A 12460-nucleotide genomic window follows, 5' to 3' on the forward strand; every position below is an offset into this window, starting at 1 on the left:
TTCCCCTGCCCGATTCCGTGATACCCGGGCCGTTTGCGACATACGCCGTTTGCGGGGATCGGAGTGCGGAGACAACACAGGTAGCGGGCTTGGTGATTGACGGTCCGTCACGGAAATACGTACGGCACGGTCCGGAAGGCCTACGACAGCCATGGCGCTCGCGCAGCCCGATCCGGCCGCGCCCGGTCACGGTCTGCTGCCCGAGCCGATCGCACCGCTGCGCGGCTCACTCGCCACCACCGCCTGCATGGAGACCCTCCAGGTGGGCTACCTGCACGCGGTGGCGGCGGCAGCGGGGTGCTCGCTCTCGCAGCCCTTTCCGGACAACGGGATCGACTGGCACGTGAGCCACAGCGCTCCCGGCCACACGGTCGACGACGAAGTGACGATCAAGGTGCAGCTCAAGTGCACGTACCAGATTCCGCCGCATCCGCCGGGCGGGGCCTTCTCGTTCACGCTGGACAACGACCACCTGGTGAAACTGGCCCGCACGCCGGTGTCGGTGCACAAGATCCTGGTCGTGATGCTGGCGCCGAGGAACCGGGACGAGTGGCTGCGCGCGGGCCACGACCGGCTGGCGCTGCGGCACTGCTGCTACTGGACCAATCTGGCCGGACACCCGGTGACCGGCCGCCGCAGGACCACGGTGCGCATACCGACATCGCGGATCTTCGACGACCGCGCGCTCTGCGAGATCATGACGCGGGTCGGGGTGGGAGGGAGGCCCTGATGCGCTGGTCCGGGGAAGAGGGCGGGGCGACCTTGCCGGTCGGACAGGTCGATCCGGCCGTCCTGGGGGCGCTGCTGCACCGGCACGGCTGGCGGCGGCGCGGCGGAGCGGCGGGACGGTACGCCCGCTGGACACCGCCCGGGGCGGTCGGCTCCGGTACGAGTCTGCTCGTTCCGGAGAGCCGGGCCTACCCGGACTGCGAGGACCTGCTCGGCGAGGCGCTGACCGCGCTCGCCCGCAGCGCCGCGCCCTGTGCCCGCGAGGTCCTGCTGTCGCTCGCGGTGCCCAGCGACGAGGTGCGGTGGTGGCGCGAGGTGCCCGAGGGGCCGCTCGGCACCGCCTCCTGGAACGAACAGGAGCAACTGCGCGACGCCGCGCACCGGATGCTGCTCGCCGGCGCGCTGGCGGTGCGCGGGCCGGCCGGTTACCACGGGGCGCGCCACCGCAGGCAGGCCGTCGCCTCCCTCACGGACGTGCTGGCCGGACCCGGCCCGGACGGACGGCTCACCGCCTTCGTGCCGGTGGCGTCCGGGCGGCCCGCGGTGGTGCGCCTGTACGAGGCCCTCAACGCGGTCCGGGACGCGGTCGACTACCAGCGCGCCACGGGCGGCATGGAGGCCTTCGACGCCGCCGTGCGCGCCGGGGTCAGCCGGGAGCTGACCGAGTCGGTGGTCGCCCTGGTGCACGGCACGGAAGGCGTCCGGATCGCGCTGGAGTGGGCGCCGGCGGCCGGGGTGCCGACGGGCTGCGCGCCCCGCCCCGAGCCCGTCGAGTTCTCGCCCGGCGACCTGCCCGCGCTGCGGGCGGCGGGCGCCCGGTACCTGAGCGTCGAACCGTCCGTACCCGTGCGGATCACCGGCGCCGTGGTGCGGCTGAGGCGGTCGGGCCCCGGCGGGCCGGGCGTCGTGCGGCTGCGGGTACTGGCCGGCGCCGAGGTCCCGCACGTCCGGATGGAGCTCGACGAGGAGGCGTACCGCATCGCCGGGCACGCGCATCTGGTGGGGCTGCCGATCCGGGTCGTGGGGAGACTGGAGAGCCGGGGCGGGTTCCGCCGGCTCTCCCAGGCGCGCGACGTGACCCCGGTGCAGGTGGACGACGCCGAGCGGGACCGCCTGATGAAGTCGCTCCAGGAGAACCTGGACTTCTTCGAGGAGGCCTGCGGGTCCGAGGCGGACCCCGCGACCGACTGAGCGGCCCGTTAACCGTTTCGCGGCGTACCCCGCGGGCTCGGTAGGATCGTCTCGCGTACGCGACACGCTGCGCGCCCCCCTACGGCAGGAGAAGTCCGGTGTCAGACGTCCGTGTGATCATCCAACGCGATTCCGAGCGGGAAGAGCGCGTGGTGACGACGGGCACTACGGCGGCCGAGCTCTTCGCCGGTGAGCGCACCATCGTCGCGGCCCGCGTGGCCGGTGAGCTGAAGGACCTCGCGTACGAGGTGAAGGACGGCGAGGAGGTCGAGCCCGTCGAGATCTCCTCCGAGGACGGCCTCAACATCCTGCGCCACTCCACCGCGCACGTCATGGCCCAGGCCGTCCAGGAGCTCTTCCCCGACGCCAAGCTGGGCATCGGCCCGCCGGTGCGGGACGGCTTCTACTACGACTTCGACGTCGAGAAGCCGTTCACGCCCGAGGACCTCAAGGCCATCGAGAAGAAGATGCAGGAGATCCAGAAGCGCGGCCAGCGCTTCTCGCGCCGCGTCGTCACCGATGAGGCCGCCCGCGAGGAACTGGCGAACGAGCCGTACAAGCTGGAGCTCATCGGCATCAAGGGCTCGGCCTCGTCCGACGACGGCGCCGACGTCGAGGTGGGCGGCGGCGAGCTGACCATCTACGACAACCTGGACGCCAAGACCGGTGACCTGTGCTGGAAGGACCTGTGCCGCGGTCCCCACCTGCCCACCACCCGCAACATCCCCGCGTTCAAGCTGATGCGCAACGCCGCCGCCTACTGGCGCGGCAGCGAGAAGAACCCGATGCTCCAGCGCATCTACGGCACCGCCTGGCCCTCCAAGGACGAGCTGAAGGCGCACCTGGAGTTCCTCGCGGAGGCCGAGAAGCGCGACCACCGCAAGCTGGGCAACGAGCTCGACCTGTTCTCCATCCCGGAGCAGATCGGCTCCGGCCTCGCCGTCTTCCACCCCAAGGGCGGCATCATCCGCCGGGTCATGGAGGACTACTCGCGCCGCCGGCACGAGGAGGAGGGCTACGAGTTCGTCTACACCCCGCACGCCACCAAGGGGAAGCTCTTCGAGACCTCGGGCCACCTGGACTGGTACGCCGACGGCATGTACCCGCCCATGCAGCTCGACGAGGGCGTGGACTACTACCTCAAGCCCATGAACTGCCCGATGCACAACCTGATCTTCGATGCGCGCGGGCGCTCCTACCGTGAACTGCCGCTGCGCCTCTTCGAGTTCGGCACCGTGTACCGGTACGAGAAGTCGGGTGTCGTGCACGGCCTGACCCGGGCCCGCGGTTTCACCCAGGACGACGCGCACATCTACTGCACCAAGGAGCAGATGGCGGCCGAGCTCGACCGCACCCTCACCTTCGTGCTCGGGCTGCTGCGCGACTACGGCCTCACCGACTTCTACCTGGAGCTCTCCACCAAGGACCCGGAGAAGTTCGTCGGCTCGGACGAGATCTGGGAGGAGGCGACCGAAACGCTGCGCCAGGTCGCCGAGAAGCAGGGCCTGCCGCTGGTCCCCGACCCGGGCGGCGCCGCCTTCTACGGCCCGAAGATCTCCGTGCAGTGCAAGGACGCCATCGGTCGCACCTGGCAGATGTCGACCGTGCAGCTCGACTTCAACCTGCCGGAGCGCTTCAACCTGGAGTACACCGGCCCCGACGGCACCAAGCAGCGCCCGGTGATGATCCACCGCGCCCTGTTCGGCTCCATCGAGCGGTTCTTCGCGGTGCTCCTGGAGCACTACGCGGGCGCCTTCCCGGCGTGGCTGGCCCCGGTCCAGGCGGTCGGCATCCCGATCGGCGACGCCCACATCCCCTACCTCCAGGAGTTCGCCGCCGAGGCGCGGAAGAAGGGCCTGCGGGTCGAGGTGGACGCGTCCTCGGACCGGATGCAGAAGAAGATCAGGAACCAGCAGAAGCAGAAGGTCCCGTTCATGATCATCGTCGGTGACGACGACATGAACGCCGGCACCGTCTCCTTCCGCTACCGCGACGGCTCGCAGGAGAACGGCGTTCCGCGCGAGGAGGCGCTGGCGAAGCTCGTCGACGTGGTGGAGCGTCGCGTGCAGGTGTGATCGCTCCCCGCCGACGCGGGGCTCGGCCCCCGGGAAGCCCGTCTTCCCGGGGGCCCTCGCGCGTGCGGGCCACCGGCCACCCGGACGACGCTCCCGACCGCCGAAGTCATATGCTGCACACCATGACGAGTGAGCCGGAGCAGCAGATCGGAGTGGGGACGCAGGACGCGTTCCAGCGCCTGTGGACGCCCCACCGGATGGCGTACATCCAGGGCGAGAACAAGCCGACGGGGCCGGGATCCGGCGACGGGTGCCCGTTCTGCTCGATCCCGGCGAAGTCGGACGAGGACGGCTTGATCATCAAGCGCGGCGAGCGCGTGTACGCGGTGCTCAACCTCTACCCGTACAACGGCGGGCACCTCATGGTCGTGCCCTACCGCCACGTCGCCGACTACACCGAGCTCGACGCGGCGGAGACGGCCGAGCTCGCCGAGCTCACCAAGCAGGCGATGACCGCGCTGCGCACCGCCTCCGGGGCGCACGGGTTCAACATCGGCATGAACCAGGGCACGGTGGCCGGTGCCGGGATCGCCGCCCATCTGCACCAGCACCTCGTGCCGCGCTGGGGCGGCGACACCAATTTCATGCCGGTCGTCGGCCACACCAAGGTGCTGCCCCAACTCCTCGCGGACACCCGCAAGATGCTGGCCGACGCCTGGCCCCGTAGCTAGTCCTCACGCGTCGTACATGTCCGCCTTCCTCGGCGCCGCGTCCTGGACCATGCCGCTGAGGATGAGCGAACGGTTGGTGAAGCGCTCGGTGTTCACACCGTGCTCGTCGAGCACCTTCATCGCCGCCGCGTGCACCGTCCGCAGCACGGGGGTCGCCGCGCGCATCGCGTCGTCGGCCATGAAGCGGTGGCGCCAGGGCTGGTCGGCCCAGGCGTGCCGCAGGCCGAACGGTTCGGGCAGCGCTATCTTGCCGCCCAGGTAGTCGAGCAGCGGCGGGTACCAGGTCAGCGGGGCTCGCGCGGCGAGGCGCACCACCTCGGTGGCGTCGACCAGGGGGAGCGCGATCGTCTTCTTCTCCCAGAACCTGAAGGTCTTGTCGACCTCCCTGGTCTTGGGCGCCGGCTTGGTCGTGAACAGCGCGTGCACCGGGCCGAGCGCGTGCCCGGTCACCTCGATCCGCAGCGTCTCGTGCAGCACGGTGACAGTGACCATCATGGTGATGACCAACTGGCCGTCCCAGAGCGTGAATTGGACGCCCAGGTAGTGGCGGTTGCCGCTGGAGAACTGCTGCTCGTTGCAGATGCGCTGGATCTCGTGCTGACGCACCTGGAAGTTGTCGATGTCCTGGCCGCTGGGCCGCGACACCTCCTTGGCGCCCTCGCCGATCGGTGAGACCACCCAGTTCCTGATGGACGGGGTGGGGAAGCCGCCGGTGTGCAGCGGGCCGCGCTCAAGGAGCAGCAGGCGGTCCTGGACCGCCCTGATGACGTCCCAGCTGCGGAAGCCGTGGATCTCCTTGCCCGCCTCCTTGGGCACGAGTTCCTCGGCGAGCTGCCAGCTGCCCCAACGGGTGCCCATGCCCAGTATTCCCTTGGGGCCCGCGTAGAAGACGATGTTGCTCTGGTCCTCGGCGGCCAGTTTGACCAGGGACTGGCGCAGCTGCTCCGCGGAGCCCGCCGCCGAACTCTTGGGAACCGCCTCCGGGATCTTGGCGCCGATGCCGCCGCCGCCGAGCAGGCTGTCCCAGCGGGAGCGCAGATCCCGAGCGGTCTTCTCGCAGATGACCTTGGCCCAGTACCAGCCGACGACCGGAGCCACGATCATCGCGCGCAGATACAGCGCGAGCACGCCGTGGAAGGGCAGCTTGATCAGGAAGAGCACCGCGAGGCCGCCGACCGCCACGAGCAGGATCGTGCCAAGTGCGCCGACCCGCCGGTCCTTGGCGCCCGCGAGCGTGCGGCGCAGCTGGAAGACGGCGAGCCAGATCAGCATCCCGGGCAGGAACAGCAGCCCGAAGACCACCATGACCAGGGTGAGCCTCATGTCCCGCTCCTTGCGGATGCGGATCGAGGCCAGACAGTGCTCGACGATGGTGCCCGGCTCGGTGCCGAACGACTGGATGATGCCCTTGCGGGTGGCGCCCAGCATCCGGGACTGCACGGCGCGCGAGAACGCCTCGCCGAGGTTGGGCTCGAAGAGCGAGAGCTTGCCCTTCTTCACCTCGGACTCGTGCCACTCGTTGTTGGCCTTGAGTATGTCCTCGACCGGACTGTCCCGGTACGCGGCCGAAGCGAGCGCCTGGGTCGCGGCCGTCTGGCCGGCGGAGCCCTGGAGCGGCACCTGTGGCCTGGGAAGGAAGTCGAAGAATGGTTCTTCTGCCGTCACTGCCGCCCCCATCGCCGCGTGTCATCGCTCTGCGGCCTGTTCCCGGTCACCGCACTCCGCACACCTGCTGAGCTGGGACCACAGCGTATCGGGCGAGCGCCCCGCTCGTCAGGGGACATCGGAATGCCGCCCACCGCAAGGAGGTTGAGGTGGACGGCTTTCTGAGGAAGTGTCAATTAACGTCCCTCTTCCGCCCGTTCACGGATTTTGTCGGTCAGCTGGGGTGGCATCGGCTCGTGCCGGGCGTACCTGCGGCTGAACCGCCCGGTGCCGTGCGACAGCGACCTCAGGTCCACCGCGTACCGCCCGATCTCGATCTCCGGGACCTCGGCGCGCACCAGCGTGCGCCCCGGGCTCGCCTGTTCGGTGCCGACCACCCGGCCCCGGCGCCCGGACAGATCGCTCATCACGGGACCCACGTAGTCGTCGGCGACGAGCACCTGCACCTCGGCGACCGGTTCGAGCAGGTGGATGCGCGCCTCGGCGGCCGCCTCGCGCAGTGCGAGGGAGCCCGCGGTCTGGAAGGCCGCGTCGGAGGAGTCCACCGAGTGCGCCTTGCCATCCAGAAGCGTGACCCGCACGTCCACCAGCGGATACCCGGCCGCCACCCCCCGCGCCGCCTGGGCCCGTACCCCCTTCTCGACGGACGGGATGAACTGCCGCGGCACCGAGCCGCCGACCACCTTGTCCACGAACTCGATGCCGCTGCCCGGCGGCAGCGGATCCACCTCGATCTCGCAGATCGCGAACTGGCCGTGCCCGCCGGACTGCTTGACGTGCCGGCCCCGCCCGCCCGACGGCGCGCCGAACGTCTCGCGCAGCGACACCTTGTGCGGTACGGCGTCGACCTGGACCCCGTACCTGCTGCGCAGCCGCTCAAGGGCGACGTCCTTGTGCGCCTCGCCCAGACACCACAGCACCAACTGGTGGGTGTGCGGGTTCTGTTCGAGCCGCATCGTCGGGTCCTCGGCGACGAGGCGCGAGAGCCCCTGCGAGAGCTTGTCCTCGTCGGCCTTGCTGTGCGCCTCGATGGCCAGCGGCAGCAGCGGGTCGGGCATGTCCCAGGGCGCCATGAGCAGCGGATCGTCCTTGGCGGAGAGCGTGTCCCCGGTCTCGGCCCGGGTCAGCTTCGCCACCGAGGCGATGTCGCCCGCCACGCATTTGGCCAGCGGACGCTGCTGCTTGCCGAACGGTGAGGACAGGGCGCCGATCCGCTCGTCGACGTCGTGGTCCTGGTGGCCGCGGTCCTCCATGCCGTGGCCGGACACGTGCACCGTCTCGTCGGGGCGCAGGGTGCCGGAGAAGACCCGCACCAGGCTGACCCGGCCCACGTACGGGTCGGAGGAGGTCTTGATCACCTCGGCGACCAGCGGTCCGTCGACGGCGCAGGCCGGGGCCGGACGGGCCGCGCCCTGCGGGGTCGTGATCTCGGGCGCGGGCCGTTCCAGCGGGGTCGGGAAGCCGCCGGTGATCAGTTCGAGCAGTTCGATCGTGCCCAGGCCCTGCTTGGCGCCGTCGGCGGCGGGCGCGGCGGCCAGGACGGGGTGGAAGGTGCCGCGCGCCACCGCTCGCTCCAGGTCCGCGACCAGTGACGTGAAATCGATCTCCGCGCCGCCGAGGTAGCGGTCCATGAGGGTCTCGTCCTCGCTCTCCGCGATGATCCCCTCGATGAGCCGGTTGCGGGCCTCCTCGATCAGCGGGAGCTGCCCCGCGTCGGGCTCGGTCTCCTTGCGCTCGCCGGAGGCGTAGTCGAAGACCCGCTGGGAGAGCAGCCCGATCAGGCCGGTCACCGGCGCGTGCCCGTCGGGCCCGGCCGCGCCGTGCACCGGCAGGTACAGCGGGAGCACGGCGTCGGGGTCGTCGCCGCCGAACTCCTCGGCGCAGATCCGGGTCATCGCCTCGAAGTCGGCGCGGGCCGCCTCCAGATGCGTGACCACGATCGCCCGCGGCATCCCGACCGCCGCGCACTCGTCCCAGACCATGCGGGTCGACCCGTCGACCCCGTCCGCGGCCGAGACGACGAAAAGGGCCGCGTCCGCCGCTCGCAGACCGGCCCTGAGTTCCCCGACGAAGTCGGCGTATCCCGGGGTGTCCAAGATGTTGATCTTGAAGCCGCCCCATTCGACCGGGACCAGCGACAGCTGTACGGAGCGCTGCTGCCGGTGCTCGATCTCGTCGTAGTCGGAGACGGTCCCGCCGTCCTCGACCCGGCCCGCGCGGTTGACGGCCCCCGCCGCCAGCGCGAGCGCTTCCACCAGGGTGGTCTTCCCGGATCCGCTGTGGCCGACCAGCACCACGTTCCGTACGGATGAGGGGTGGTCGGCCGCCGTAGCCCTGCCGGCGGCCCCGGGGTGTGAGTTCGCCTTGTCGCCCATGTCCGTTCCTCCCGGTTTCGTGCGCGGTGAGGTGGTGAGAGGGCGCGGACACGCGGATCCCGCGTGCCAAGGCGGCATCAGCGACGCCCGCGGTAATTCGAGCTTTCCACTCCGGTCACTGTGCGTCCATACGTCGTACGCGACCGCACGCGGACCGTGGCCCCCCGGTCACCCAGCGGGTGCCCGGCGGTGCGCCCCCGCAGTCGTGGCTACGATGGGTCGGCCGGTGGCCAGCAGGGGCCGCGCGGCCACACCGACCCCTCGGGAAGGCCATGCTGAACAAGTACGCGCGTGCATTCTTCACGCGTGTCCTCACGCCGTTCGCCGCATTTCTGCTCCGCCGCGGAGTCAGCCCCGACGCGGTGACCCTCATCGGTACGGCCGGAGTGATGGCGGGAGCGCTGGTCTTCTTCCCCCGCGGAGAGTTCTTCTGGGGCACGATCGTCATCACCCTGTTCGTCTTCTCCGACCTGATCGACGGCAACATGGCCCGCCAGGCCGGGATCTCCAGCCGCTGGGGCGCGTTCCTCGACTCCACGCTCGACCGGGTCGCCGACGGCGCGATCTTCGGTGGCTTCGCGCTCTGGTACGCCGGACGGGGAGACGACAACGCCCTGTGCGCCGTGGCCATCTTCTGCCTGGCCAGCGGCCAGGTGGTCTCGTACACCAAGGCGCGCGGCGAGGCCATCGGACTGCCCGTCGCGGTCAACGGCCTGGTGGAGCGCGCCGAGCGCCTCGTCATCTCGCTCGTCGCCGCGGGTCTGGCCGGACTCCACGCATTCGGCGTGCCGGGCGTCCAGGTGCTGCTTCCCATCGCCCTGTGGATCGTCGCCGTCGGCAGCCTCATCACGCTCGTCCAGCGGGTGGTGACGGTCCGCCGGGAATCCGCGGAGGCCGACGCCGCGGCGGCCGGTGAGGCGGGCGCATGAAGGACAGGCTGACCGACGCGCTGTACGGCCTTGGGTGGGCCACCGTCAAAAAGCTGCCGGAACCGGTCGCGGGCCGGCTCGGCCGCCGCATCGCGGACACCGTCTGGAAGCGGCGCGGAAAGAGCGTGCTGCGCCTTGAGTCCAATCTGGCCAGGGTCGTGCCCGACGCCTCGCCCGAGCGCCTCGCGCAGCTGTCGCAGGCCGGGATGCGCTCGTACATGCGGTACTGGATGGAGTCGTTCCGGCTGCCCGCGTGGAGCAAGGAGCGGATGAAGAACGGCTTCGAGCCGCAGGACGTCCACCACCTGACCGACGCCCTCGCCTCCGAGCGCGGGGTCGTCCTCGCCCTGCCCCACATGGGCAACTACGACCTCGCGGGCGCCTGGGTGACCACCAAGCTGGCCACCCCGTTCACGACGGTCGCCGAACGCCTCAAGCCCGAGACGCTGTACGACCGCTTCGTCGCCTACCGCGAGGGCCTTGGCATGGAGGTGCTGCCGCACACCGGCGGCTCCGCCTTCGGCACGCTGGCACGCCGGTTGCGCGCCGGCGGCCTGGTCTGCCTGGTCGCCGACCGCGATCTGTCGGCGAACGGCGTCGAGGTGAAGTTCTTCGGCGAGCCGACCAGGATGCCCGCAGGACCGGCCATGCTGGCCCAGCAGACCGGTGCGCTGCTGCTGCCCGTGACGCTCTGGTACGACGACACGCCGATCATGAAGGGGCGGGTCCATCCGCCCGTCGACGTGCCCGAGACCGGCGACCGGACCGAGAAGACCTCCGTGATGACGCAGGCGCTGGCCGATGCCTTCGCCACCGGAATCGCCGACCACCCCGAGGACTGGCACATGTTGCAGCGATTGTGGCTGGCCGACCTGGAGGAGCGCAGGCCGTGAAGATCGGCATCGTGTGCCCGTACTCCTGGGACGTACCGGGCGGAGTGCAGTTCCACATCAGGGACCTGGCGGAGCATCTGATCCGGTGGGGCCACGAGGTGTCGGTACTCGCCCCGGCCGACGACGAGACACCGCTGCCGCCGTACGTCGTCTCGGCGGGCCGGGCCGTCCCGGTCCCGTACAACGGCTCCGTGGCGCGGCTCAACTTCGGGCTCCTGTCGGCCGCGCGGGTGCGCCGCTGGCTGCACGACGGCACCTTCGACGTCATCCACATCCACGAGCCGGCCTCGCCCTCGCTCGGCCTGCTCTCCTGCTGGGCGGCGCAGGGCCCCATCGTGGCGACCTTCCACACCTCCAACCCCCGCTCCCGCGCGATGATCGCGGCCTATCCGATCCTGCAGCCCGCCCTGGAGAAGATCAGCGCGCGGATCGCGGTGAGCGAGTACGCGCGGCGCACCCTGGTGGAGCACCTGGGCGGCGACGCGGTGGTGATCCCCAACGGCGTCGACGTCGACTTCTTCGCCAGGGCCGAGCCGAAGCCCGAGTGGCAGGGGGGCACCCTGGGCTTCATCGGCCGCATCGACGAACCGCGCAAGGGCCTGCCGGTCCTGATGAAGGCGCTGCCCCGCATCCTCGCCGAGCGCCCGGAGGCCCGGCTGCTGGTCGCGGGCCGCGGCGACGAGGAGGAGGCGGTCGACTCCCTGCCGTCCGAGATGCGCTCCCGGGTCGAATTCCTCGGCATGGTCAGCGACGAGGACAAGGCGCGGCTACTGCGCAGTGTGGACGTGTACGTCGCCCCCAACACCGGCGGCGAGAGCTTCGGCATCATCCTGGTCGAGGCGCTCTCGGCGGGCGCCGCGGTCCTCGCCAGCGACCTGGACGCCTTCGCGCAGGTCCTGGACCAGGGCGCGGCGGGCGACCTCTTCGCCAACGAGGACGCCGACGGGCTCGCGGACGCGGCCCTGCGGCTGTTGTCCGACCCGGCCCGCCGAGCCGAACTCAGCGCCCGTGGCTCCGCCCACGTGCGCCGGTTCGACTGGTCGACGGTGGGGGCGGACATCCTCGCGGTGTACGAAACGGTGACGGACGGCGCGGCGTCCGTGGCGGCGGACGAACGCCCGGGGTTCCGGGCGAGGTTCGGGTTCGCGCGCGACTGACGGCCTGGGGGAGTCCGAGCGCCGGAGCCCCGGGGCCCTGGCGCTTCGGGCCCCGGAGTCGGCGGGCCGGGGCAGCCGCGCCTCCCGGTAGCCTTGCGGCCCGTGACCGTAACCCTCATCTGGATCGCCGTCGCCCTCGTCGCGATCGGCCTCTATCTCAGCTGGACCGCGGGCCGGCTCGACCGGCTGCACGCCCGCATCGACGCGGCCCGCGCCGCCCTGGACGCCCAACTGCTGCGCCGCGCCTCGGTCACCCAGGAACTCGCCACCAGCGGGGTCCTCGACCCCGCCGCCTCCATCGTGCTGTACGAGGCCGCACACGCGGCGCGCCAGGCGGAGGAGGAGCACCGGGAGGTCGCCGAGAGCGAGCTGAGCCAGGCGCTGCGGGCCGTCTTCGGGGAACCCGCGCAGGTCGACGCCGTACGGGAGGCCCCCGGCGGCGTGGCGGCCGCCGAGGAGCTGGCGCAGGCGGTGCGCAGGGTGCCCATGGCGCGGCGCTTCCACAACGACGCCGTACGGGCCGCACGGGCGCTGCGCAGGCACCGAACGGTGCGGTGGCTCCGGCTGGCCGGCCACGCCCCGTTCCCGCTCGCCTTCGAGATGGACGACGAACCACCGACGGCGCTCGCCGACCGGCCGGGCAGCTGATTTCAGGTCCGGGGGACCGGCCACCTGGCGCAGAACGATCCACCGGCTGTCCATTGGCCCTTGATGTGGACCGGGACACCGGGGTTCCCTCAGGGCAGCAGAATCCCTTCTTCACCCAGTGAGGTCG

10 protein-coding genes are annotated in these 12460 nt (G+C 71.1%); 8 read left to right on the plus strand and 2 right to left on the minus strand.

The genetic code is table 11. The annotated features are described in order from the left end of the window. Nucleotides 1–151 precede the first annotated feature (151 nt). The 4 genes from OG522_RS30265 to OG522_RS30280 all read left to right on the plus strand — a co-directional run bounded on the left by OG522_RS30265 (nucleotide 152) and on the right by OG522_RS30280 (nucleotide 4666). Nucleotides 152–730, plus strand: a complete 579-nt coding sequence (locus tag OG522_RS30265) for a DUF4365 domain-containing protein (protein ID WP_329466194.1) — start codon at nucleotides 152–154, stop codon at nucleotides 728–730. Further along, entirely contained in the window at nucleotides 730–1920 is a 1191-nt protein-coding gene (locus OG522_RS30270; RefSeq protein ID WP_329466195.1) for a hypothetical protein, read from the plus strand. The genes OG522_RS30265 and OG522_RS30270 overlap by 1 nt, the downstream gene beginning before the upstream one ends. Nucleotides 1921–2018: 98 nt before the next feature. Further along, a complete protein-coding gene (gene thrS, locus OG522_RS30275) occupies nucleotides 2019–3995 on the plus strand; it encodes a threonine--tRNA ligase (RefSeq protein ID WP_329466196.1) in 1977 nt (658 codons plus the stop codon). A gap of 110 nt (nucleotides 3996–4105) precedes the next feature. After that, nucleotides 4106–4666 carry an HIT family protein gene (locus OG522_RS30280; RefSeq protein ID WP_329466197.1) on the plus strand — a complete coding sequence of 187 codons (561 nt, stop codon included), beginning with the start codon at nucleotides 4106–4108 and terminating at the stop codon, nucleotides 4664–4666. Between the two features lie 3 nt (nucleotides 4667–4669). On the opposite strand, the gene OG522_RS30285 is transcribed toward OG522_RS30280, so the two are convergent. Together OG522_RS30285 and OG522_RS30290 are read right to left on the minus strand one after the other, a co-directional pair. Further along, nucleotides 4670–6343, minus strand: a complete 1674-nt coding sequence (locus OG522_RS30285) for a hypothetical protein (RefSeq protein ID WP_329466198.1) — start codon at nucleotides 6341–6343, stop codon at nucleotides 4670–4672. Nucleotides 6344–6507: 164 nt separating this feature from the next. Beyond that, complete coding sequence (locus OG522_RS30290; protein ID WP_329466199.1) at nucleotides 6508–8706, minus strand: elongation factor G-like protein EF-G2; 2199 nt, start codon at nucleotides 8704–8706, stop codon at nucleotides 6508–6510. Between the two features lie 272 nt (nucleotides 8707–8978). On the opposite strand from OG522_RS30290, the gene pgsA reads away from it, so the two are divergent. From pgsA to OG522_RS30310, 4 genes are all read left to right on the plus strand, one after another. Further along, nucleotides 8979–9635: a phosphatidylinositol phosphate synthase gene (gene pgsA / locus OG522_RS30295; protein ID WP_329466200.1), complete on the plus strand. Its 657-nt coding sequence runs from the start codon at nucleotides 8979–8981 to the stop codon at nucleotides 9633–9635. Then, entirely contained in the window at nucleotides 9632–10528 is an 897-nt protein-coding gene (locus tag OG522_RS30300) for a phosphatidylinositol mannoside acyltransferase (protein WP_329466201.1), read from the plus strand. The genes pgsA and OG522_RS30300 overlap by 4 nt, the downstream gene beginning before the upstream one ends. Continuing rightward, nucleotides 10525–11685 carry a glycosyltransferase family 4 protein gene (locus OG522_RS30305; protein ID WP_329466202.1) on the plus strand — a complete coding sequence of 387 codons (1161 nt, stop codon included), beginning with the start codon at nucleotides 10525–10527 and terminating at the stop codon, nucleotides 11683–11685. Before OG522_RS30300 ends, OG522_RS30305 begins: the two co-directional genes overlap by 4 nt. A gap of 102 nt (nucleotides 11686–11787) precedes the next feature. Beyond that, entirely contained in the window at nucleotides 11788–12333 is a 546-nt protein-coding gene (locus OG522_RS30310) for a hypothetical protein (RefSeq protein WP_329466203.1), read from the plus strand. Nucleotides 12334–12460: the final 127 nt, after the last annotated feature.

This window comes from Streptomyces sp. NBC_01431 (assembly GCF_036231355.1).
Classification (GTDB): domain Bacteria; phylum Actinomycetota; class Actinomycetes; order Streptomycetales; family Streptomycetaceae; genus Streptomyces.

Bases quoted from the DNA above. Each gene is read 5' to 3' on its own strand.
- OG522_RS30265 (WP_329466194.1), top strand. From the start codon at position 152: ATGGCGCTCGCGCAGCCCGATCCGGCCGCGCCCGGTCACGGTCTGCTG.
- OG522_RS30270 (WP_329466195.1), top strand. From the start codon at position 730: ATGCGCTGGTCCGGGGAAGAGGGCGGGGCGACCTTGCCGGTCGGACAG.
- OG522_RS30280 (WP_329466197.1), top strand. From the start codon at position 4,106: ATGCTGCACACCATGACGAGTGAGCCGGAGCAGCAGATCGGAGTGGGG.
- OG522_RS30285 (WP_329466198.1), bottom strand. From the start codon at position 6,343: ATGGGGGCGGCAGTGACGGCAGAAGAACCATTCTTCGACTTCCTTCCC.
- OG522_RS30290 (WP_329466199.1), bottom strand. From the start codon at position 8,706: ATGGGCGACAAGGCGAACTCACACCCCGGGGCCGCCGGCAGGGCTACG.
- pgsA (WP_329466200.1), top strand. From the start codon at position 8,979: ATGCTGAACAAGTACGCGCGTGCATTCTTCACGCGTGTCCTCACGCCG.
- OG522_RS30300 (WP_329466201.1), top strand. From the start codon at position 9,632: ATGAAGGACAGGCTGACCGACGCGCTGTACGGCCTTGGGTGGGCCACC.